A 21,922-nucleotide genomic window follows, 5' to 3' on the forward strand; every position below is an offset into this window, starting at 1 on the left:
AGTGGTAATTACAAAAACATATTGAAGAGCCATTATTTTATTACTTAAGCGGGATAAACCCTCCACAAAAACATATTAGGCTACCTGCTTATGAAGACTGGAGTAAATCTAATGAAAAAAATGATGATGATTGTTAGTGTTGGGTTGATGTCAACAACTTTATTTGTTGGTTGCCAGAATGCAAGCCCAGAAAGTAAACGTATTGGTTCAGCTGCGATTGGTGGTGGTGCAGGTGGTGCCGTCGGTAAACATGTGGGCGGTAATATTGGTGCAGGTTTAGGAGCGGCACTCGGTGCAGGTGTTGCAGCTAATGCAAAAGGGTCTAGTAGTAAAACCGTTCGTAATAGCGCAATTGGTGCTGGTGTCGGTGCGGTATTAGGTGGAGCAGTAATTGGTGGCGACACTGGTGCTGCTGCAGGTGGAGCACTAGGTGGTAGTGCAGGCGCAGCCTATGAAGAGAAGAAAGGGAAGTACTAAAAGTACCCTTAATAATGTTTAAACCTTAGAAGTCTTTATCTTATTAGAGACTTCTTTTTTATGCCTTTTTTATAATTAAAATTTCAATGAGTAGGTATAAAAGGAAGAGCTTTACAAAATATCAATCGATTAGGACAGACGAATAACACAATCTGATCAAATTCCTCATAAAAGAGGATTATGCTTTTTATTAGAACAGATAATAGTGAGTATGGTCATGAAAAAAACAATTGGATTAGTTTCTGCTGTGATGCTGTCTACGCTTATGTTTACAGGTTGTCAAAATATGAGTCCATCTGACCAGCGTATTGGTGCAGCAGCAGCAGGTGGTGCACTAGGTGGTGGTTTAGGTAACCATGTAGGCGGTGGTGTGGGTGCAGGCTTAGGCGCAGCAGTAGGTGCTGGTGTTGGTTCAAATACCCAAGGCGGTAGTAAGCAAACCACGACTAAGAGTGCGATCGGAGCGGGTATCGGTTCTGTGGTAGGTAAAGCAATATTGGGTGGTGACTCTGGTGCTGCAATTGGCGGTGCGATTGGTGGTGGTGCTGGTGCAGCGATTGAAGAGAAAAAATAAAAATTTAGCAAATTAATAAAATAAGCGCTTATTCAGCGCTTATTTTTATTGTTGAAAGGGTTTTGCTTTTTTACGTCTGATATAAAGCGTTTTTTGAACTTCAGCAATTCTTACTCCAGTTTCATCAAAAATGTTTAAATGATAGGTTCTTAAAACAGGTTCGAAGTTGTCGGCAAGTTCACGAATTTGCTCAATTTCAGCCAAGTCGACTCGAATATCTGCATGCACAGTGCTTCGACCAGGGGAAAGAAAATTAATTTCAGCAGCTTTATCCCAAACAATATATTTTGATCCGAGATGATGCAGCAGAATCATCATATAAAATGGATCAACCATTGAATAAATACTGCCCCCGAAATGCGTTCCAACCAAATTTTGGTTTTTCCAAGTCAGAGGCATTTTTACTCGTACATGACAAAGTTCTAAATTCATGATTTCAATATAAATCCCTGCTCCTCGATAAGGAGGGTAGTGATTAAATAGAAATTTTGAAATCGTAGGATTGTTCTGAAGTCTTCTTAAAATAGCCATAATAGTCAATTTTTTTTATTGAAACAGTATTCATACTAGATAAGTATCATCTTTTTTATATTGATGGCAATGCTCTATCCGACTAACGACATGATCGATTGAAAAACAAGATAGGAAATGATTATGCAGCCAAAAGTTCATACAGTAACAACAAGTGACCAACAAACGCTTTGTGCCAAGACATGGGGCGACGAAAAAAATACACCGTTGGTTTTAGTACATGGTTATCCTGACAATCAAGAAGTATGGGAATCAATCATTGAACATTTAATCAATGACTTCTACATTGTCACCTATGATGTACGTGGAGCGGGTTTGTCATCTATACCAAAACGTATTCGTGATTACCGTTTAGAGCGTTTATCTCTAGACTTACAAGAAGTCGTTGATGAATTATTACCAAATCGTCAATTTCATATGGCTGCACACGATTGGGGTTCGATCCAATCTTGGGAGTCGGCAACAGAGCCTAAATTTAAAGGGCGTTTATTGTCATATACAACAATTTCTGGGCCATGTCTTGATCATGCAGCTTTATTCTTACGTGACAAATTTAAATCTGCACCAAGCCATGTTTTAAAAATATTAACTAAATCATGGTATATCGGTGCATTCCATCTTCCATTACTAGCGCCAACAGTGTGGTCTCTTTTTAGCCCTGAAAAATGGGGGAAAGTTCTGACTCAGTTGGAGAGGAAAAGTAATTTACCTTTAAATAATAATATTAATGCTGATGGTAAATATGGCATTAATTTATATCGTGCCAATTTTATTCCTCGTTTAACTGGCCCACGTCAACGTTATGCGCAATGTCCAGTTAAAGCGGTTATTTTAAAATATGATACTTTTGTGAGCCCTGAATATATCACTGAGGCTATGCCAAAGTGGGTAGAAAAATTTGAATATGTAGAGCTTGAAGCAAATCACTGGGCAATTCTGAGTGAGCCTGCGAAAATTGCAGATCATATTCGTCAGTTTATTAAGGCTCAAGCTTAATGATTGAGTGACTGCATAAAACAGTTAATTCGGCGATATTTTCGGCTTCATAGATCTGAATCTGATAGAATATCGCCTTTTGTTTTGCTCTGAATTTATTCATGAATGCTGTCGTTATTGCGATTGCAGTGATGTTTTTATTATCACTGGCACGCGTTTCTGTCGTACTGACTTTAGTGGTTTCTGCCATTGTAGGCGGCCTCGTAGCAGGTTTAAGCCTTTCTCAAACCGTTGATGCCTTTAACGCTGGTCTTGGTGATGGTGCTGAAGTCGCACTTGCCTATGCAGTGCTAGGAGCATTCGCTCTAGCACTTTCAAAATCTGGTTTACCTGATTTACTTGCTCATAAACTTATTGGTTTGTTGGGAATGGAAGCGGGAAAAAGCCGTCAAACTAAAGTGAAATATCTACTATTAGGTATTTTACTTATTTCAGCTATTTTCTCTCAGAACCTTATTCCGGTTCATATTGCCTTTATTCCTGTACTCGTTCCGCCATTATTACGGGTAATGAACCATTTAAAGTTAGACCGTAGAGCAGCAGCCTGTGTGCTTACGCTAGGTTTAGTCGGAACTTATATTTTCCTTCCAGTTGGGTTTGGTGCAATTTTCCTTGAACAAATTTTGATGGGAAATATCAACAAGGTCGGTGCGGCGTACGGCTTGCATGTAGAGCGTGGGATGATGTCAATTGGCATGGCCATTCCAGTTTTAGGAATGGTTTTAGGTACTTTGGTTGCTGTATTTATTAGCTACCGGAAACCAAGGATTTATGCCGATCGCGCTATTACGCCAACCACAACGATTGATTTAGATAAGCCTCTTCGTGCAACTACTCAAGTCGAAACAGCTGACTTAAAAGCAGATGCTGAAGAGTTAAAGCATGAGGCAGAGCAGGCACCAGTGATTGCGAAGAAAACCATTTTTATGGCACTCCTTGCAATCGGTCTGACACTCGCTGCACAGCTCTATTCCGGTTCAATGATTTTGGGCGGTTTAGTCGGTTTTGCTGTTTTATCTACTGCTGGAATTTTTAAGTGGCAAGATGCAGATGATGTCTTTGTACAAGGCATGCGGATGATGGCCCTAGTGGGTTTCATTATGATTTCCGCTGCGGGCTTCGCATCAGTGATGACCCATACGGGAGATATTAATCAGCTAGTGAACGGTGTAGTCGATATTATTGGAGATAATCGTGCACTTGCGGCTTTTTTAATGCTATGCATTGGTTTATTTGTCACAATTGGTATTGGTTCATCTTTCTCAAGTGTACCTGTACTTGCTGTCATTTATGTACCTTTATGCGTACAGTTTGGATTTTCACCATTAGCGACTATTGCCCTTATTGGGACGGCAGCAGCATTAGGTGATGCAGGTTCACCAGCTTCTGATTCAACCTTAGGACCAACAGCTGGTTTAGGTGTAGATGGGCAACATGATCATATTTGGGATACGGTTGTACCTACATTTATTCATTTTAATATTCCGCTATTAATTTTTGGCTGGATTGCTGCAATGGTTTTATAAGTTTTTTATAAAATATTGAATGATTAACCTTCTTAATGATGATCTTTAGATTTAAATTAAGAAGGTTTTTTATTAAATAAATAAAAGATGTATTTAAAATAAATTATATTAAAATACTCAGAATTAAAAAGTATATTAAAATGGTTGGTAATGTAAAATAATCTTGATTAATAAGGTTGGATTTAAAACCAATTAAAATAGTTGGTTAATATATAATTTTATTTAAAACAGTTATTTAAAAATAAACGATAAAATAATTTTATAATGAGTATTGCATGATTTTAAAATACATGTTTATTATAAATATAAATAAGTTTGGAGATATTAAAGTGTTCAAAAAAGCTTTGGTTGTTGCATTAATGGGGATGTCTTCTTTTACTTTTGCTGGTAACTGGCAAGTTAAATTTGGTGGGAGTGTTATTGCTCCATCAGAAGACACAACAACTCCTTTGGGTGTGGTAAAAGCAGATAATGAATATGCATTTACGCCATCAGTAGAATACTTTTTTGGTCAATCTCCATTTTCGGCAGAGTTATTATTAGCAACACCTATTAATCATGATGTTTTGTTAGATGGAAACAAGGTAGCGCGTATTAAACAGTTACCACCGACAATTACAGCAAAGTATCATTTTAAAAACTCGACACGTTTCACACCATATATAGGTGTTGGTGCAACCGCATTTATTCCTTGGGATGAAGAAGGGGTTGCTGACAAAGTTAAAGAAGATTTTGGTGTAGCAGGGCAAGTTGGTTTTAATTTTCAGCCTGCTGATGCTAAAAACTGGGGAGTATTTGTAGATGTTCGTTATATGGATATTAGTCCGGAAGTTACTTTAACAAATGGTGCTAAGTTTGATTTAGATATTAATCCGTTTGTTTACACTTTAGGTTATAGCTATAAATTTTAAGCATAATAATAAATAGAACAATATAATAATAAACCTAGACTCAGGCACCTCACATATATTTTATGTGAGGTTTTTTTATGAGTTTTACTTGCACTAAAAAAAGCATAAAACAGACAGTTTTCTACACATCTTATGCATATTTTTTTCTAAACTAATTTTTATTCATTACAAACATGGGAATAAAATCATGAATAACAAATTAGCGATATGTTTGGCTCTTTTTAGTGGTATTGCTTTTACACAGAGTTTGCAAGCTGCAAGTTTCTCGTGTGATGCTGCAAAAACTAAAACGGAAAAGAGTATTTGTAAAAATCGTTCTTTAAATGATGCAGATGTAAAAATGGCAACGACTTATCAAATTGTTCTGCATGCTTTACCAATGGGCGGGCGGGACAACCAAAAAGATGCTCAGCAGCAATGGCTGAAAAAAAGAAATGCTTGTGCTGCTGGTGTAAGTTGTATTGCTAAAGCTTATCAACAACGTCAAAAGCAGTTAGATACAATATTGCAAAATAGAGTACTAAGCCATGGTCCATTTTAATTAGAGTAAAAATTTTTAATATTCAGGATTGAAAAATTCTAGAAGTACTCCATTCATAAAGCATTCGAGAACAAACAGACTTCAAAATTTAAGGAGTGATTTATGAGTGAACAAGCATCACAAAATTATAGTTTCCAAGCGGAAGTTGCACAGCTTTTACATTTAGTGACGCATTCTCTCTATTCTAACCCTGAGATTTTCTTACGCGAGCTTATCTCTAATGCATCAGATGCATGTGATAAGTTGCGCTTTGAAGGAATTAATCATCCTGAATATTATGAAAATGATCCAGATTTACATGTACGAGTCATTTTAAATAAAGAAGATAAAACTTTAACGATTTCTGATAACGGTATTGGCCTAAACCAGCAAGAAGCGATTGATAACTTAGGTACCATTGCAAAATCGGGTACTAAAGATTTCATGTCAAAATTGACTGGTGATCAAAAAGCAGATGCTCAGTTGATTGGTCAATTTGGTGTTGGTTTTTACTCAGGTTTTATTGTTGCCGATAAAATTACAGTGGAATCACGCCGTGCAGGTCTAGATGCATCTGAAGGGGTGCGTTGGATTAGTGGTGGTACAGGCGAGTTTGAAGTTCAGCAAATTGATAAGGCTTCACGTGGTACTGACATCATTCTTCACTTGCGTGATGACGCGCTTGATTATTTAGAATCTTATAAAGTTAAGCAGATCGTTAATAAATACTCTGACCACATTAGCTTGCCAATTGAAATGCAAAAAGAAGTTTGGCAAGAGGAAGAGGCGGCTGAAGGCGAAGAGTCTAAAGGCGGTCAAATGGTCAAAACTGGCGAGTGGGAAGCGATCAACTCGGCAAGTGCGTTATGGACACGTAACAAGAGTGAAGTGACTGAAGAGCAGTACATTGAGTTCTACAAAAATTTAACTCACGACTTTGAAGCGCCATTGGCTTGGGCGCATAACCGAGTTGAAGGTAGTACCGAATATACACAGTTACTTTATATTCCAAGTAAAGCACCACATGACATTTTTACTCGTGAAGCAAAAGCGGGCATTAAGCTCTATGTAAAACGTGTGTTCATTATGGATGATGCCGATAATTTAATTCCAAATTATCTACGTTTTGTTCAAGGTGTGGTGGATAGTGCTGACTTACCGCTCAATGTAAGCCGTGAGTTGCTACAAGAAAGCCGTGATGTAAAAACGATTCGTGAAGGTAACGCACGCCGTGTATTAACTGTGCTTGATGGTTTGGCTAAATCGGAAGATGAAAAAGACCAAGAAAAATTCAAGACCTTCTACAGTGAGTTTGGCTCAGTCATTAAAGAAGGCTTGGGCGAAGACTTTGGTAACCGTGAACGTATTTTAAAATTATTACGTTATGCGACTTCAACAAATGATGAAGTGACGACTTCTTTCGCTGACTATAAGGCACGTATGAAAGAGGGCCAAAAAGCCATCTATTATGTGACTGCTGACAGTTTAGCGGCGGCGAAAAACTCGCCACAGCTTGAGTTATTCAAGAAAAAAGGCATTGAAGTCTTATTAATGGCAGAGCGTGTTGACGAATGGGCAATGAACTTTGTTCAAGAGTTTGAAGGTACGCCATTAAAGAATGTTTCTAAAGGTGCGGTTGATTTAGGTGACTTGCAAGATGCTGAAGAGAAAAAAGCACTTGAGCAAGCAGCTGAACAGTTCAAACCTGTTATTGATAAGCTAAGTGATTCATTGAAAACGAAAACCAAAGAAGTACGCGTAACTACGCGTCTGGTCGACTCTCCTGCGTGTTTAGTAACAAGCGAAGGTGAGTTATCACCTCAACTTATTCGCATGTTAAAACAAGCGGGGCAAGAAGTTCCTGAAATCAAACCAATTTTAGAAATTAATCCTGAACATCCATTAGTGAAAAAACTTGAAGGTTCAGAACATTTTGATGATTTGGCAAATGTGATTTTCGATCAGGCCGTTATTGCTGAAGGCGGTTTGCCAGAAGATCCAGCAGCTTATGTAAAACGTATTAATAGCTTATTGCTGAAATAATTCAGTATAAAAAAAAGCCTCTGAACCTTCAGGGGCTTTTTTGTGGATAAAGAAAGAGTTATCCACAATTTGATAATTTTTGGCTAAAAATTAGCTTCTAGGTTCATTTGAACGCTGAGTTGATGTTTTGGATCATCATCAATATGGTTAAAAAAGTTAAGGTCATTTTGCATAAAAAGCCAATTTCGCCACACAGGCTGGCGCCACGAAATATAAGGTCCCCAGCTATTTAAACGCATATCATTTTTGGTATATACGCCACCACTATAAACACCGTAAGTCAGACTATTATCTTTTACAAATTCAAATTGTTGAAAAGTCCAATTTCCCCAGTTGTAATCTTCATTTTCGCCCTTGTTTACATTAAATTTATTAGAAAATAATGTGTTATCTTGCATTTTCTGCGTTAGGTTTAAGGTGGTTTCAGTGTAGTGCCGGCTGGTCGAACCGTAACGAAATATCTGTTCTGTATCCAAACTAATGTTATGCCTTAAATTCCATTTTTTTTTGGCCAAAAATTGTACATAGACATCACTTTCTGAGTTTGAACCTAAATCAAGATTATTTTCAAAAGGCATCCAGGTTGAAATGGTGGTCCAGCTTGCAGTGAGTGGATTAGTTGGTTCAATTTGATTTGATGATGCTTTCTTCTTTTTCTTACCTAAGGCTTTATAAGGGTGTTCAGGCTGGGTTGCACGCTTCCATAACGTATCATTTCCGAATACAGCCATAAGTTCTTGAATTAAGGCTCCATCGGGTAAAGCATTATTTGTCTCTATTTCACAAGGAGAGAGTGCAAATGGCAGAGATAGTCTTTTTACTTTGCTGAGTTGGTTCGACGAGTAGGAATGTCGTCTTGAACGTTGGTGCTTTATAGAACTGTAAAAAAATTGAGTATGTGGAAGTAAAGCCAAGACGCCCAGACTATATATACAAACTAAGACAGTTGATCTGTAGTGAAATGAAAAAGGGGAGAATTGATTCATTTTTTAAGAGAAGGAATCAAAAATAAAAATTAGAACAGTACTTTAAAAGGCTAAGCTTAAAATTTTATTTAAAAGTATTTTATTATTCATCACCTTGGATGGATTCCAAGGTGATGTTTGGCAGCTTAAAAAAGAGCTTCTAAGCGCAAGAAGGTGCTGACGAAATGGTTGCGATCTTCACGGTGATCATTAAAGTAATTTACATCTCCTTGAACAAAGAACCATTCACGTAAAACAGGTTGGCGCCATGAAACAAATGGTCCCCAACTATTTAAACGCAAGTCATTGTCGTTGTAATAACCACTGGTATAAATACCATAGTTAAAACGGTTATTTGCAAAGAAATTATGCTCGCGGAAAGTACGGTTTTCCCAAGCTAGATCATCATCTTGATCATCGGCGTAGGTCAGGCTGAACTGATTCGATAAAATCGGTTGATTTGGTCTAGCATGTGTAAGTTCAAGATTAGTACGTAAGTAGTTTTCGCTGTCTATGCCATAACGATAAATTTGCTCTGCATAAAATTTAAAATCATTACGGAGTTGCCAATTTCTTGATGCTTTTAAACGAACATAAATATCGTCTCCAGAACGAATACCTAAGTCAGCATCTGTTTCAAAAGGCAATTTTTTCGAGAAATCTGACCAACGTAAAGCAATAGAACTGTTGTCATCTCGAGTTTGCTTACCGTCTAGTTTCTTATTTGAACCTTGATTTGGGTTCTGGTTAATATTGGCTGGACTGTTATTAAATTCGTTATCTAAAGAGTCATCACCAAACACGACGCTTAGACGTTTTTCTAGAGTAGGTAGCTTAATCCTACCGCGAATTCTGGGCTTAATTTCAAAGTTATCGTATTCATTCCAATAGTTATCGACCATTACGCGAATAGTTGCTGTCGCCGGTTTCTTTGGATCAACTTCACCAAACCAGTTGTCAATTTTTTCAGAAGTACGATCGGCCCAATTACGAATGTTCTTTTGTTTACGGTCAACCCATGTCTGATCTTCTGTTTGTTCGGTAGGTGGAACAATAGGTTGATTAGACTGCTCTGGAAAAATGGTGGGGGTCGCATCTACCCAGCGCGGAATCTGATCTAGAAGATTTTCATCTGTTGTGACTTCGGTTTGGACTCCAGATGACGAACCTCCTACCTGCTGGTTTGAGGAAGAAGAGATGGTCTCTGCATGAGTAATGCATACTGAACCGAATCCAAGCGTTAAAAGTGCAAAAATCTGCCGGTACGGCATTACATGAAATGTTTTCATATCTATCTTTATGTTTTGTTGTTGTTTCCACTTTTGTTGATTTTTCTAATAAAATCAAGAGGGCGACACAAAAGTTAAGTAAATTTAACTTTTCTTACATATTTGAAATAAATTAAAAAGTTTAAGCTAGTAGCGATTATTTTTACATAAAAAAAATCCCCCAGTTAAGGGGGATGATAGATCAAGGAAACTTCAAATTCCGATCATTAAACACATAAAAAACAGAACATTACAGCGCGAATATTCTAAGCGGCAATGATAAACTGATTTTAAACAATTGGATAGTTCTTTTTTTAGAACGCTCTATTGCTAAAATGGTGATAAAACATACGATTTAATCACACTTTTAATTGTGCTGATTTATTTCTGTGGAATATCACATGATTCATCATTACAAACAGCCGCATCATCCTGTTCAACTTCTTCAGCATTTGCTTTGAGCTGTGCTTGCTCTAAAACGTTTAAAAAGACTTCACGTGGTTGAGCACCTGCGAGCGCAATTCTTTGGTCAAATACAAAAAATGGCACGCCAGTAATATTTAGCTGTTCTTTCGCAATTTTTTCATCATGACGAACAAAGTCAGATAGTTCATTTGTATCTAATACAAATTCAACTTCGGCATTATCAAGGCCAATACGAGAAGCGATTTCTTCAACAACCTCACGTTCGCCAATTGCCAGGCCTTCGGTCATATAAGCATGGAAAAAAGCTTCTTTTGCTTGGTTGCCTAAGCCTTTGCTTTGCGCAAGGTGAATAATACGGTGTGCATTGAAACTATTGCCAGAGTTAGCCTTTTGCCATTGGAAATCAATACCTTCAGAGGCAGCCATGGCCGCAATATTGCGCTCCATTTCTTCCATCTCTTCATAGGTACGGCCGTATTTTTTAGCCAAACGTTCTGTATTTGATGTGTCATGTTTTGCTGGCGCATCAGGATCTAATTCAAAACTATGCCAGTGAATTTCAAGCTCAATACCTGCTTCAGCAGCTACATGTTCAAGGCGTTTTTTGCCGATATAACAGAAAGGACAAACTACATCAGACCAGACATCAACACGCATGGGAGAATCTCATAAATTTTAATTACCCATCATAATAGGGATGATGTCCAAGGATTTAAAGCTTTGAATAGCGAATAGAGTGTTGCGTATTGTGAAATAAATGGCATATAAAGAAGATATAAGCTCTATTTCATAACTATAAAGAGCAAAACTATAAGAAGGGAAATAGGAGGTGTGTATGCGCCGAGTTTTGATTGCAATTGCAAGTCTGGTTGTTATCACGAGTATTATTTTTTTCACCTATCAACATATCAAACAGCAACAGGCCAAAGACAGTAGCCAAATGTTTGATGTGGTCATGACTGAAAAAATGAACCAGCTTTATGACCAAGCACAAGACTGGTCTAAACCCATCCAACTGGATATTCACGATAAACGTTTAGCAGGTCACTATAAGCAAATTTCAGAATTTCTCTTAAGTTATTGGATTCAAAATATAAATGCACGTAATGAATATTTAAGAGAATTAAAAGCAGCCAAGTGGGATACTTTTTTAAATGTTGATCGTTTAGATATTGATAAAAAACAGAAGTATGTGGAAACAGAAAAAATGTTAGCCGATGTTCGTACGGCTTCAGATAAATATCAAACTCAATATGAAAAAATTCATAAAACTTTCTTAGCAAAAGTTCAGGAATTATCTGTGGATGCAGAGATGAGACAACTGCTGGAAATGAAATTGGGGTCTCAACAAAAGGCTGATCAAGATCACGCAATTTTTATGATTGAACTGCAAATTTTAGATAAAGCAGAAGAAATGTTTAAACTTCTAAAAAACTATCCATGGCAAAAGAAAGACCAAATGATTCTTTTTCATGAAAATGCCCAAGTCAAAAAATTTAACCAGCTTTACCAAGATGTTTTAAAGCTGAATGCAAAAGTTGAAAAAATTAAGAAAAGGAACGTAGCTGCATTAGAGGGAGATTTAAAAGAATAAATTGAACGTGAGCATCAAAATTTATGGATTGGTGCTCTCAGCTTTCCCTTTACTTAAAAAAGATTGTAATAAACTTTGAGAAGTTTGTAGTTTGATTAACTGCTGGGACACGTGCATGAGCTCAGTTTGCAGCTTTTCTTGAACTACTGAACATAGCGTAAATACGCGTTCATCTAAATCAAAACAAGGTAACAAAGCCTGAATGTCTTTTAGATTCATTCCCGCATCATTTAATATTTTAATTTTCTTAATATTTTCAATATCTTTTTGCGTATAACTTCGATAGTTATTACTCGCCCGATGAGGCTGTATAAGCCCTAAACTCTCATAATAACGCAGCATACGAGGGCTTACTTTTGTGAGTTCGGCAACTTTGGCAAGGTTCATAAAATAGGGTTGACCTTAACAGTGGTGTCATAGTTTAGCATGTTTATATCTTTCAAAATGGTACTTGTTCCATGATTAGAAAACTCATTTTATTGGTGTTATTCGGCTTCATGTCATTTGTTGCAAATGCCAAAATAATTGAACTTCGGGAGAACAACATGCGTCAAATATTTGTACTTCATGGTTATTCTGCTTCTATCGACGATCACTGGTTTTTAGATCTAAAACATCAAATAGAAGATGAACATACAACCGTTACTTTAATTCCATTTCCAGATTCTGAACATCCAGATGTAGATGCGTGGCAGAAGGTTTTAGACCAACATATTCCTATTGTAAATGAAAATACCTATTTTGTTGCACACAGTTTAGGGGTAATTACGTTACTGCACTTTCTGCAAAGACATGATTACCAAAATATTGGAGGAATGATTTTAGTATCCGGATTTTCTGGACCTATTTCAGATTTTTCTCCACTCGATGCTTATATAACAAAAAGCAAAGTCGATACGAGTTACTTTCATCGCATAAAGAAAAAGCTTGTGTATTTGTCTGATAATGATGATTTGGTTCCGCCTAAACTTACGATTCAATTCGCTAAAGAAATTGATGCGCCGTACATTACAGTACCTAATGGCGGGCATTTTTTAGGAAGGGAAGGTTATACGACGTTTCCACAAGTCGTGAATTCTTTAAAAGAGATGTTAGAGAGCAAATAAAATTTATAAGATAAATCGCACTCTATAATCTGAACACTTTTGTCTCAGTTATAGAGTGCATTTATATAATTGGACTCTTCTAATAAATAAAAGAACCTTACTATTACATTAAAATTTTTAATTATATTTACCGTTTATCTGAGCCTTACTGAATCAAATTCGACTTTGTTGTAGCCTATTTATAGATACTTTTAATTTAATCATCATCTTTTAATTTGAATAGGGTGACTGATTTTTGGAGCAAGTTATGAACTTTCTAAAACAATCAGCTTTGATCGCTGCATTTGCTTTTATGGGGTTGCCGACTGTTCAAGCTGAAGAGGTCGCTACTTTACCAACAATTCGCGTTATGGCTGAATCTGAGCTACGTGAAGAAGTGGGGTTTGTACCGTTTCAAGAAGATAAAAAAGTGCGTCAGGCTCTGCAACATCGTGAGTATAAAACTCATTACGATATACAGAATGCTTTAGTCCCTGAAGGCATGACTACGGTAGATTATCAGCCAGTTATGGCACAGCCTGATTTGTCTCAACTTTCTCCATTTTTACAACAATACATTTTAGCGGTAGCGGGTGGAATTCAGTCTTCTGATCCAACCAATGGTATTTTTAAGATGTTAGAGCCTCTGAAAATTTACCGAAGTAATGTCGATGCTTATCGTGAGGGTACGATGAAAGTCAATATTAATGACATTATAGATTTACAGAAGAAAATCGAAAATGGATTAGCTGGTCGTTAAAAAAATCCCCGCATTGAGCGGGGATTTTTATTTAAAAAGAATCTGTTATTTTGATCGAAAAATAAAAGATGCGGTATTATCAGTATAACTATACTTTTTAAAAATAAAGATATGAGCACTCAATTAATCGCACATTTAAAAAAGAAATGTGAAGCTGATGACAACGTAAAAATTTTACTTTCTCAGTGGGAATTTGATCAAAAACTTGTAGGTAAAGCTTTAGAAAATATTGGTGGGTTTTATCCGCACTTCAGTAATCATAATGCCTCACATTCACAGCAGATTTTAGTCAATATTGAACGTATTTTAGGAAATGATATTGATTTATTAACCGCTACAGATACTTGGCTTATTCTTGAAGCAGCATATTGGCACGATGTTGGGATGCTAGTAGATGCTAAATCAGCAAAAGACGTACATGATAATGAAGATTTTAAATTTATGATTAAAACCATTGCCTTAGATAAGGGGCATGATTTACATAAATTTTGCTTAACTTATTTACAGGCTGACTGGACCGGTGCAATAGGTTCAGAAGAACATCCTTTTGATGGTGTTGAAAAATATAGACAATTGATTGCTGAATGGTTTCGAAGAAATCATGATAGACGAATAGGTGGGTTAGTTGAGGATCCATTTAAATTTCTAAATATTACTTCTCCAAGAACAGAATTATTACCTAAACGTATTTATCGCTATTTAGGTCAAATTTGTATGTCACATGGTATGAATTTTGTTGATGTGCTGGAAAAGCTACCCTTCAAACAAACTGGTTTAGGGATTGAAGATTGTCATCCACGATTTATAGGTTGTTTGCTTCGTTTAGGTGATTTATTTGACTTAGACGATAATCGTTTTTGCCCAGTGATGGCTAAGCATATGAGTCATCAACCAAGCTTAAGCAAAGTACATGAAGATAAACATTTATCTTTACGAGAGTTCCAACTTGATAAAAGAACTGTAAAACTTGTTGCAGAGTGCCCAAACGAGATGGCATATGTAGAAACTCAGAATTGGTTTGGTTGGATACGTGAAGAGTTTCAAAATCAAATGTCACAATGGAATTTAATTGTACCTAATGAAAAATTTGGTGCATTACCAACTATTGAACAATTAGATGTAAGAATGGAAATAAAAAATAAAGAGGGAGTAAAAATAGAAAAGGTATTACTAGATAATAAGCCTATGAAATTTAGTGTGGATGAGGAAAAGGTAATAGAATTAATACAAGGTGCTAATTTATATTCAAATGAAATAAGTATAATTAGAGAACTTTTTCAAAATGCTGTGGATGCAACGCTATTAAGAATATGGATTAGTAAAAATAAACTGAATTGGGAAAAAATTAACCCATTTCATGATGATTTTAAGGAAATACTAAAAGATTTTCCAATTGAAATTGATTTGGAAAAAGTGAATGAAGATAATGGTATTAGTTATTGGATATTAAAAATTATTGATCATGGAATTGGAATAAATATAAATGATTTAAAGTATATGCAGAAAATAGCTGGGTCAAGTAAGAATATAGAAAAGAAGAAAATTTTAGATAAAATGCCATTGTGGATGAAACCATCTGGTGAGTTTGGAATAGGATTGCATAGTGCATTTTTACTCATGGATGGACTTGATGATGAATATAAAAAAATTGAAATAATATCTAAAAGTTATTTCTCTAACGAAACGTTAGAGATTGTAATAAACTCTCCTTTAAGTGCGAAAAAAGGATACTGTTTTATTTCTAAAAGAAATAATTTAGATAGAGAAGTTGGAACTACGATTAATATTAGTATTAAAAGTGAGAAATTTTTCAATCATAAGAATCGTGCTTTAAAGCTAGAAAAAAATAATTTTATTTTTAATAAAGATTTTGTTGATTATGCTTGGAGAAAATCGTTTTTAGATAGTATTAATAACGAAGTTTTAAATAATTCTCTCTTTTCAAATAAAGACATGTTATGGGATAAGGAAAAAGGCATAGGTTATAAATTTTATTTTAATGAAACTAAAAGCTCTTTAGATATTTGTTATAAAGGACAACAGGCTATTGCACGGAACTTACATGAATTTGAAACTTATGGATTGGGAGGAGTTCTTGATTATTATAATATTTCAGCAAAAGATTGTTTAAATATAAATAGAGATGTGTGGAAAGAAAAATTCAACTTAAAAATAAAAGATGATTTATTGGAACTCTTAAAAATTTACCTTGATAATAATAAGAGCCCATCGATTTCTATGATAAAAAATATGTTAAGTAAGGAAGTTAGAAAGAAAATAAATGCAGATTTAGATGAGCTATGGTTAGATTATAAGTTTGAATTTAAAAATTTAAATAGAAGATTAAAGTTGGCAAAGTTGTTTGATAATGATCATTTTTATATATTTGATGAAGATATTAAGTATTTTTTTGATTTAGATGAGGACTTGGTTGGTCAAAATGTATATGTGGTTTATAATCGTGGAGGGAATATTTTTAGAAAACTTTTTTCATTAGATTTTTCAATTTTTAAAAATTATAAAATATATAGTCTTATATCATTTGATAATGATGATGAAATATTTATAACGGGATTTTTCCTGTCAAAAAATGGTGAAGAGCCATTAGTTGAAGTTGATGGTTTTAGTCTGGTGTGGCAAGAGATTTTGTTACATGATTATGATTTTGATATGAATAATATAAATCAAAATTTATTGTCTAATATTGATTTTTTAAACAAGAAAATTGACGTGAATTATTCAATTTTTAATTGTGGGGTTTTTGTTGTAAGTGATAGCGATTTTATTAAAGGATATGAGCCATTATTTTCTTGTGATGATTATTTTAGCTATGTAATTAGTCCTTATCAGATTGAGAAGAATAAAATAAAATTGACTGATATTGTAGTGTTATCTAAATTTGTTTGGGAGGAAAGAAGTTTGAGTTTTAAGGAATATACAGAAAATGAATATCTGGAATTATATAGAAGTTTTCTAGATAAATTAGATGCTATTATTGATGATTTAAAGTTAAGAAGTTTTTATAATAGATAAAAAAATCCCCGCATTGAGCGGGGATTTTTTCATCTTGGTGTTAATTAAACACGTTCGATAATCGTTGCAATACCCTGACCAAGGCCGATACACATCGTTGCAAGACCAATTTGAGTATCTTGTTGTTCCATTACGTTCAACAACGTAGTGGTGATACGTGCACCAGAACAGCCTAGTGGGTGACCCAAAGCAATCGCACCACCATTTAAGTTAATGATGTCTTGCTTGTCATAAACACCTAAGCCTTTCATTACTGATAAGCCTTGAGCAGCAAATGCTTCGTTTAACTCGATAGTTTGAATATCAGCCATCGTTAAACCAGCACGTTTAAGCGCTTTTTGAGTTGCCGGAACTGGACCGTAACCCATAATTGCAGCGTCACAACCTGCAACTGCCATAGAGCGAATTACAGCGCGTGGTTTTAAACCTAACGCTTGTGCGCGCTCTGCAGACATAAGCAACATTGCAGAAGCACCGTCAGACAACGCTGAAGATGTAGCCGCAGTTACCGTACCGCCTTTCGGATCGAATACAGGACGTAATGCTTTGAACGATTCAAGGTTTGCATCTGGACGAATCACTTCATCGATGTCACAAAGGATTTTAAAGCCATTTGCATCGTGACCTTCAACACCAACGATTTCGTTTTTAAAACGACCTTCTTGTGTTGCAGCCCAAGCACGGCGATGAGATTCAACACCAAATGCGTCTTGCTCTTCACGGCTAATGCCATTCATACGACCTAACATTTCAGCTGTTAAGCCCATCATGTTAGATGCTTTTGCGTAGTGTTTAGATGCTTCTGGGTTTAGGTCGATGCCGTGCATCATACCTACGTGGCCCATGTGCTCTACACCACCAATAATGAAGATATCACCTTGGTTGGTTGCGATCTGTGCAGCAGCCGTATGAAGCGCTTGCATAGATGAACCACAAAGACGGTTTACCGTTTGACCTGCCACAGTTTTTGGTAGGTCAGCCAATAAGCCGATGTTACGTCCAATGTTCATACCTTGCTCTAGAGTCTGGTTTACACAGCCCCAGATCAAGTCTTCAACTTCATTGGTATCAAACTGGTTACGAGCAACGAGTGCACGAACTAATTCAGCAGATAAGCTGTCAGCACGTACATTGCGGAACATACCGTTTTTGGTTTTACCCATTGCAGAACGTACGCCATCAACGATGACAACGTCACGTGGATTTAAAGTAGCCATTCACGTTGCTCCTTAACCGTAGAATTTTTTGTTGTTAGCAGCCATGTCACGCAACATTTGTGGCGCTTCATAAGCCTTACCTAAGTGTGCATATTTGTTGCAAAGCGCAACGTATTCAGCAACACCTGTTTGGTCGATATAACGACATGGACCACCACGGAATGGAGGGAAACCTACACCCATAATCATTGCCATATCAGCTTCTGCTGCAGTTGCAACGATGTTGTCTTCTAAGCAACGAACTGTTTCGTTACAGAAAGCAAGCATCATGCGGTCAATGATTTCTTGGTTATCAAACTCGCGTTTTTCACCAGTGACGAAAGGAGCAATGATTTCATACGCTGTTGGATCAACAGTTTTTGCTTTCTTGCCTTTCTTGTCGAGTTCGTATTTGTAGAAACCAACGTCATTCTTTTGACCAAGACGTTTAGCTTCGTACATTGCTTGGATTGAACCTTTGTAGTCTGGCTTCATACGGTCTGGGAAACCTTCAGCCATCACTTCTGCACCATGTACACCTGTGTCGATACCTACAACGTCGATGAGGTAAGCAGGACCCATTGGCCAACCAAACTTAGACATTACATTGTCAACTTGCTGGAAGTCTGCGCCGTCTTTTACAAGAAGGTCAAACGCACCAAAGTAAGGGAACAATACACGGTTAACCAAGAACCCTGGGCAGTCGTTTACAACGATTGGTGTTTTACCCATTTTTTGAGCGAGAACAACAGTTGTTGCAATTGCTTCTTCAGAAGTCTTTTCACCACGAATCACTTCTACCAATGGCATCATGTGAACCGGGTTGAAGAAGTGCATACCTACGAAGTTTTCAGGACGTTGTAAAGCTTTCGCTAAACGTGTAATTGAAATTGTAGAGGTGTTAGACGCAATAATCGTATTTTCACGAACATGCTTTTCAGTGTCTGCAAGAACGATTTCTTTAACTTTTGGATTTTCTGTAACTGCTTCGATCACGATGTCGACTTCTTTAAACTCATCGTAGCTTAAAGTAGGACGGATACGTGCAAGCGTTTCACCCATTTGCGCAGGTTTCATTTTCTTACGTTCAACTTGTTTAGTTAACAAGCTGTTCGCTTCTGACATACCTAGTGCAAGTTGTGGGTTACCAATATCTTTCATGATGATTGGTGTGCCTTTGCTTGCCGCTTGGTAAGCAATACCACCACCCATGATACCAGCACCCAGTACAGCTGCTTGGTTTACAGGGTGAGCACCTTTTTCATGTTTCTTAGCAGTTTTCTTAACAACTTGGTCATTGAGGAATAAACCAATCAATGCACCAGCTTGTGGAGTAATTGCTGCTTTAGCAAAACCTTCAGCTTCAGCTTTTAAGGCTTCGTCACGTGCAAGGCTTGCACCTGCTTGTAATGAATCAAGTAATAATTTTGGAGCAGGGTATTGAGCCGGATTCGCTTTAGCAAGTACTGCACCTTTTGCTGTGTTGAACGCCATCATTTGTTCAAGTGGGTTCAATTTCACAGCATCAAGTTTTTCTTGACGTTTTGCTTTCCAGTTTAAACGACCAGAAATTGCTTGCTTAACTAAATCAGTTGCAGCATCAAGTAATTTATCAGCAGCTACAACCGCATCTACAGCACCATCTTTTAATGCAGCAGCCGGTTTTTTCGGAGCAGCCATCGCCATCCATTCAACAGCGTTGTCGATACCGATAACACGGCTTAAACGTACGCTACCGCCAAAACCTGGGTAAATACCAAGTTTAATTTCTGGTAAGCCCACTTGTGCAGCTTCTGACATCACTCGATAGTCACACACTAAACACATTTCAAAACCGCCACCTAACGCCATACCGTTAATAGCAACAACTTTTGGAATGTCTAAATCTTCAAAGCTATTGAAGATTTCATGAACAGGCATAAGCCAGTCAACAATCGCTTTTTCACCTTGAGCGAAATTTTCACCAAACTCGGTAATGTCTGCCCCAACAATAAATGTTGATTTGCCAGAGGTAACAACTAAGCCTTTAATATCATTATTTGCTTTTACCGCAGCAATAGCAGCTTGGAAATCTTCAATTGTTGCACGGTTAAATTTATTGACCGACTCACCTTGTAAGTCAAAGCGGAATTCTGCAATTCCGTCCGAAAGCATTTGGACGGTAATGGCATTGCCAGCGTGGATCATGCCTGATCTCCTTGGTTTTGGAGGACTTCTAAATTGATGTTATGAAGCGTGTGCACAGCTTAGGTACACATTTATGCTTCGCTAATCTTACGATAACTATATCTAAAAAAAACCTGACAAGTTGTATCAAGCCGTGACGCAAGGGTCATCTTATTTTTTATTTAATTCATCTCTAGTAAATGCATAAAAGAAATCATAAAGATAGCTGTAAACCAAAGTCATTTGTTTTAATTTAATTTTTTCTTTATAAAGCATTGGAATTATCAAATTTTTATATAAAAACGATTAAGTTTTAAAGCTTAACTTTTTGTCAAAAATGTCAATTGTTAGTAGGTTAGTCTGTAAATAATATTAGGAACATTCATGAATTTTAACTCTCTTAAAGTTATGGAAAAATAACGTATATTTATTTTTTTTATTTAAAGTATGATCTCTATCATTTGACTTAATTTTTTTACATTGGCTTTTTATAAGTCAATTTTGTTAAAATTTGCGCCAATTAAATAAACCTCCGGTTTCTATTGCCTTAAATATAAGGTGAAGTTGCCCCAATCTTTTAAAAGAGTAGCAATATGATTAAGTGGATCATATTAGCGATTTTTGTGATATCAGCATTGTATATCCAACATCGCGGCAAAGTGCGTCACTCGTTTTATCGTCAATTTTTTGATCATTCAACCTTGCTCGCACCGATTAACTTTTTAATGTACATCTTTTCAAAGGTGCCGAATCAGCCTTATATCGACACTCAGCATTTTAAAGATTTAAAAGTGTTGGACGACAATTGGGAAATGATTCGTGACGAAGCGAAAGCTTTATATGATCAAGGTGGGATTAAAGCATCGAGTACTTATAACGATTTAGGTTTTAACTCGTTCTTTAAAACAGGCTGGAAACGTTTTTATTTAAAATGGTACGAATCAAGTCATCCGTCTGCTGCTGAGCTTTGTCCAAAAACCACAGCTCTTCTTAAAACATTGCCAACGATTAAAGCCGCAATGTTTACTGAGCTTGCACCTGATAGCCGTTTGGTAAGACACCGTGACCCATATGCAGGTTCATTGCGTTATCACTTGGGTTTAATTACACCAAATGATGACCGTTGTTTTATTGATGTCGATGGTGAAAGATACTCTTGGCGTGATGGCCAAAGTGTAGTGTTTGATGAAACTTATATTCACTATGCTGAAAATAAGACAGATCAAAACCGTATCATTTTCTTTGCAGATGTTGAACGTCCAATGAAAGTGAAATGGATGGAACGTTTCAACCATTGGTTCGGTCGTAGTGTGATGACCGCGGCAAGCTCACCGAATGAAACAGGTGACCAAACAGGCGGTTTAAATAAAGCTTTTGGTTATGTTTACCAAATTCGTATTAAAGCTAAAGCTTTAAAAGCTAAAAATCGTAAGTTGTATTACTTCTTAAAATGGTTCTTGATGCTTGGGATTTTCTTCCTGATTTTTGTTCGACCATATGTATTTTAATTAAAGCGCCCGAAAGGGCGTTTTTTATTTTAAGCTAAAAATAGCCTGTTATTAATAAAATATAGGTTAAATCTTTAGTAAATAAGTTCCCCATCTTTGAAAACTTGTATAAGACTCCCTTGCCAACCATAGATGACAACACGATCTATCTCTGACTCAATCATTAAATATCCTTTTTCTATATCGCCTTCAACAATGATCTCCACTTCAGAATTTGATTCAATATTATATTCTTCTGCCCAAGGTTCAAGTACTAATTTGATTTTCTCATTTTTCGAGTTTCTATAAATAAACTTTTGTTTTAATCTCATAATTTTATTTTCCTAATTATAATTCCATATAT

The 21,922-nt window shown here is 36.4% G+C and carries 21 protein-coding genes; 12 read left to right on the forward strand and 9 right to left on the reverse strand.

From position 1 onward, the window contains the following. The first annotated feature begins 111 nt into the window (after nucleotides 1–111). A complete protein-coding gene (locus HL290_RS10245; RefSeq protein WP_005045169.1) occupies nucleotides 112–477 on the forward strand; it encodes a hypothetical protein in 366 nt (121 codons plus the stop codon). Between the two features lie 217 nt (nucleotides 478–694). Beyond that, nucleotides 695–1,051, forward strand: a complete 357-nt coding sequence (locus HL290_RS10250) for a hypothetical protein (RefSeq protein ID WP_003654509.1) — start codon at nucleotides 695–697, stop codon at nucleotides 1,049–1,051. Between the two features lie 45 nt (nucleotides 1,052–1,096). On the opposite strand, the gene HL290_RS10255 is transcribed toward HL290_RS10250, so the two are convergent. Further along, a complete protein-coding gene (locus tag HL290_RS10255; RefSeq protein ID WP_005045166.1) occupies nucleotides 1,097–1,582 on the reverse strand; it encodes a DUF4442 domain-containing protein in 486 nt (161 codons plus the stop codon). A gap of 117 nt (nucleotides 1,583–1,699) precedes the next feature. On the opposite strand from HL290_RS10255, the gene HL290_RS10260 reads away from it, so the two are divergent. The 5 genes from HL290_RS10260 (at nucleotide 1,700) to htpG (ending at nucleotide 7,578) form a co-directional block, all read left to right on the forward strand. Then, nucleotides 1,700–2,578: an alpha/beta fold hydrolase gene (locus HL290_RS10260; protein WP_080026185.1), complete on the forward strand. Its 879-nt coding sequence runs from the start codon at nucleotides 1,700–1,702 to the stop codon at nucleotides 2,576–2,578. Nucleotides 2,579–2,679: 101 nt separating this feature from the next. Continuing rightward, the gene (locus tag HL290_RS10265) at nucleotides 2,680–4,104 is read left to right on the forward strand and encodes a Na+/H+ antiporter family protein (protein WP_004640760.1); all 1,425 of its coding nucleotides are present in this window, start codon (nucleotides 2,680–2,682) and stop codon (nucleotides 4,102–4,104) included. A gap of 329 nt (nucleotides 4,105–4,433) precedes the next feature. After that, a complete protein-coding gene (locus HL290_RS10270; protein ID WP_198496420.1) occupies nucleotides 4,434–5,015 on the forward strand; it encodes an OmpW/AlkL family protein in 582 nt (193 codons plus the stop codon). A gap of 187 nt (nucleotides 5,016–5,202) precedes the next feature. Then, nucleotides 5,203–5,556 carry a lysozyme inhibitor LprI family protein gene (locus HL290_RS10275; protein ID WP_198496421.1) on the forward strand — a complete coding sequence of 118 codons (354 nt, stop codon included), beginning with the start codon at nucleotides 5,203–5,205 and terminating at the stop codon, nucleotides 5,554–5,556. 102 nt (nucleotides 5,557–5,658) lie between these two features. After that, complete coding sequence (gene htpG, locus HL290_RS10280) at nucleotides 5,659–7,578, forward strand: molecular chaperone HtpG (RefSeq protein WP_198496422.1); 1,920 nt, start codon at nucleotides 5,659–5,661, stop codon at nucleotides 7,576–7,578. 83 nt (nucleotides 7,579–7,661) lie between these two features. Here htpG and HL290_RS10285 read toward each other — a convergent pair whose 3' ends face one another. The 3 genes from HL290_RS10285 to HL290_RS10295 all read right to left on the reverse strand — a co-directional run bounded on the left by HL290_RS10285 (nucleotide 7,662) and on the right by HL290_RS10295 (nucleotide 10,894). Further along, complete coding sequence (locus HL290_RS10285) at nucleotides 7,662–8,564, reverse strand: selenocysteine synthase (RefSeq protein WP_198496423.1); 903 nt, start codon at nucleotides 8,562–8,564, stop codon at nucleotides 7,662–7,664. Between the two features lie 125 nt (nucleotides 8,565–8,689). Further along, nucleotides 8,690–9,832 carry a hypothetical protein gene (locus HL290_RS10290; protein WP_198496424.1) on the reverse strand — a complete coding sequence of 381 codons (1,143 nt, stop codon included), beginning with the start codon at nucleotides 9,830–9,832 and terminating at the stop codon, nucleotides 8,690–8,692. A 360-nt stretch (nucleotides 9,833–10,192) separates the two neighbouring features. After that, nucleotides 10,193–10,894 carry a DsbA family oxidoreductase gene (locus tag HL290_RS10295; protein ID WP_198496425.1) on the reverse strand — a complete coding sequence of 234 codons (702 nt, stop codon included), beginning with the start codon at nucleotides 10,892–10,894 and terminating at the stop codon, nucleotides 10,193–10,195. A gap of 178 nt (nucleotides 10,895–11,072) precedes the next feature. On the opposite strand from HL290_RS10295, the gene HL290_RS10300 reads away from it, so the two are divergent. Beyond that, nucleotides 11,073–11,831, forward strand: coding sequence for a hypothetical protein (locus HL290_RS10300; RefSeq protein WP_045436774.1), 759 nt, complete (start codon nucleotides 11,073–11,075; stop codon nucleotides 11,829–11,831). A gap of 21 nt (nucleotides 11,832–11,852) precedes the next feature. On the opposite strand, the gene HL290_RS10305 is transcribed toward HL290_RS10300, so the two are convergent. Next, a complete protein-coding gene (locus tag HL290_RS10305; RefSeq protein ID WP_133975705.1) occupies nucleotides 11,853–12,218 on the reverse strand; it encodes a MerR family transcriptional regulator in 366 nt (121 codons plus the stop codon). 71 nt (nucleotides 12,219–12,289) lie between these two features. Here HL290_RS10305 and HL290_RS10310 point away from each other — a divergent pair, with 71 nt between their 5' ends. From HL290_RS10310 to HL290_RS10320, 3 genes are all read left to right on the forward strand, one after another. Further along, complete coding sequence (locus tag HL290_RS10310; RefSeq protein WP_198496426.1) at nucleotides 12,290–12,937, forward strand: RBBP9/YdeN family alpha/beta hydrolase; 648 nt, start codon at nucleotides 12,290–12,292, stop codon at nucleotides 12,935–12,937. Between the two features lie 247 nt (nucleotides 12,938–13,184). Next, a complete protein-coding gene (locus tag HL290_RS10315; RefSeq protein WP_198496427.1) occupies nucleotides 13,185–13,676 on the forward strand; it encodes a hypothetical protein in 492 nt (163 codons plus the stop codon). 111 nt (nucleotides 13,677–13,787) lie between these two features. After that, entirely contained in the window at nucleotides 13,788–16,709 is a 2,922-nt protein-coding gene (locus HL290_RS10320) for a histidine kinase (protein WP_198496428.1), read from the forward strand. Between the two features lie 44 nt (nucleotides 16,710–16,753). Here the strand turns inward: HL290_RS10320 and fadA are convergent, their stop codons facing one another. The 3 genes from fadA to HL290_RS10335 all read right to left on the reverse strand — a co-directional run bounded on the left by fadA (nucleotide 16,754) and on the right by HL290_RS10335 (nucleotide 20,359). Further along, complete coding sequence (fadA, locus tag HL290_RS10325; RefSeq protein WP_004640802.1) at nucleotides 16,754–17,926, reverse strand: acetyl-CoA C-acyltransferase FadA; 1,173 nt, start codon at nucleotides 17,924–17,926, stop codon at nucleotides 16,754–16,756. Between the two features lie 12 nt (nucleotides 17,927–17,938). Next, a complete protein-coding gene (gene fadB, locus HL290_RS10330) occupies nucleotides 17,939–20,092 on the reverse strand; it encodes a fatty acid oxidation complex subunit alpha FadB (protein WP_017388496.1) in 2,154 nt (717 codons plus the stop codon). Between the two features lie 150 nt (nucleotides 20,093–20,242). Then, entirely contained in the window at nucleotides 20,243–20,359 is a 117-nt protein-coding gene (locus tag HL290_RS10335) for a hypothetical protein (protein WP_198496429.1), read from the reverse strand. Nucleotides 20,360–20,664: 305 nt separating this feature from the next. Between HL290_RS10335 and lpxO the strand changes: the two genes are divergently transcribed. Next, entirely contained in the window at nucleotides 20,665–21,579 is a 915-nt protein-coding gene (lpxO, locus tag HL290_RS10340; RefSeq protein ID WP_198496430.1) for a lipid A hydroxylase LpxO, read from the forward strand. 74 nt (nucleotides 21,580–21,653) lie between these two features. Here lpxO and HL290_RS10345 read toward each other — a convergent pair whose 3' ends face one another. Further along, the gene (locus HL290_RS10345) at nucleotides 21,654–21,890 is read right to left on the reverse strand and encodes a hypothetical protein (RefSeq protein ID WP_198496431.1); all 237 of its coding nucleotides are present in this window, start codon (nucleotides 21,888–21,890) and stop codon (nucleotides 21,654–21,656) included. Between the last annotated feature and the right edge of the window lie 32 nt (nucleotides 21,891–21,922).

The sequence above is a fragment of the Acinetobacter sp. AC1-2 genome, assembly GCF_016124155.1.
Classification (GTDB): domain Bacteria; phylum Pseudomonadota; class Gammaproteobacteria; order Pseudomonadales; family Moraxellaceae; genus Acinetobacter; species Acinetobacter calcoaceticus.

Bases quoted from the DNA above. Each gene is read 5' to 3' on its own strand.
- HL290_RS10250 (WP_003654509.1), top strand. From the start codon at position 695: ATGAAAAAAACAATTGGATTAGTTTCTGCTGTGATGCTGTCTACGCTT.
- HL290_RS10300 (WP_045436774.1), top strand. From the start codon at position 11,073: ATGCGCCGAGTTTTGATTGCAATTGCAAGTCTGGTTGTTATCACGAGT.
- lpxO (WP_198496430.1), top strand. From the start codon at position 20,665: ATGATTAAGTGGATCATATTAGCGATTTTTGTGATATCAGCATTGTAT.
- fadB (WP_017388496.1), bottom strand. From the start codon at position 20,092: ATGATCCACGCTGGCAATGCCATTACCGTCCAAATGCTTTCGGACGGA.
- HL290_RS10290 (WP_198496424.1), bottom strand. From the start codon at position 9,832: ATGAAAACATTTCATGTAATGCCGTACCGGCAGATTTTTGCACTTTTA.
- HL290_RS10345 (WP_198496431.1), bottom strand. From the start codon at position 21,890: ATGAGATTAAAACAAAAGTTTATTTATAGAAACTCGAAAAATGAGAAA.
- HL290_RS10265 (WP_004640760.1), top strand. From the start codon at position 2,680: ATGAATGCTGTCGTTATTGCGATTGCAGTGATGTTTTTATTATCACTG.
- HL290_RS10315 (WP_198496427.1), top strand. From the start codon at position 13,185: ATGAACTTTCTAAAACAATCAGCTTTGATCGCTGCATTTGCTTTTATG.
- fadA (WP_004640802.1), bottom strand. From the start codon at position 17,926: ATGGCTACTTTAAATCCACGTGACGTTGTCATCGTTGATGGCGTACGT.
- HL290_RS10255 (WP_005045166.1), bottom strand. From the start codon at position 1,582: ATGGCTATTTTAAGAAGACTTCAGAACAATCCTACGATTTCAAAATTT.
- HL290_RS10305 (WP_133975705.1), bottom strand. From the start codon at position 12,218: ATGAACCTTGCCAAAGTTGCCGAACTCACAAAAGTAAGCCCTCGTATG.
- HL290_RS10245 (WP_005045169.1), top strand. From the start codon at position 112: ATGAAAAAAATGATGATGATTGTTAGTGTTGGGTTGATGTCAACAACT.
- htpG (WP_198496422.1), top strand. From the start codon at position 5,659: ATGAGTGAACAAGCATCACAAAATTATAGTTTCCAAGCGGAAGTTGCA.
- HL290_RS10320 (WP_198496428.1), top strand. From the start codon at position 13,788: ATGAGCACTCAATTAATCGCACATTTAAAAAAGAAATGTGAAGCTGAT.
- HL290_RS10285 (WP_198496423.1), bottom strand. From the start codon at position 8,564: ATGAATCAATTCTCCCCTTTTTCATTTCACTACAGATCAACTGTCTTA.
- HL290_RS10295 (WP_198496425.1), bottom strand. From the start codon at position 10,894: ATGCGTGTTGATGTCTGGTCTGATGTAGTTTGTCCTTTCTGTTATATC.
- HL290_RS10275 (WP_198496421.1), top strand. From the start codon at position 5,203: ATGAATAACAAATTAGCGATATGTTTGGCTCTTTTTAGTGGTATTGCT.
- HL290_RS10260 (WP_080026185.1), top strand. From the start codon at position 1,700: ATGATTATGCAGCCAAAAGTTCATACAGTAACAACAAGTGACCAACAA.
- HL290_RS10310 (WP_198496426.1), top strand. From the start codon at position 12,290: ATGATTAGAAAACTCATTTTATTGGTGTTATTCGGCTTCATGTCATTT.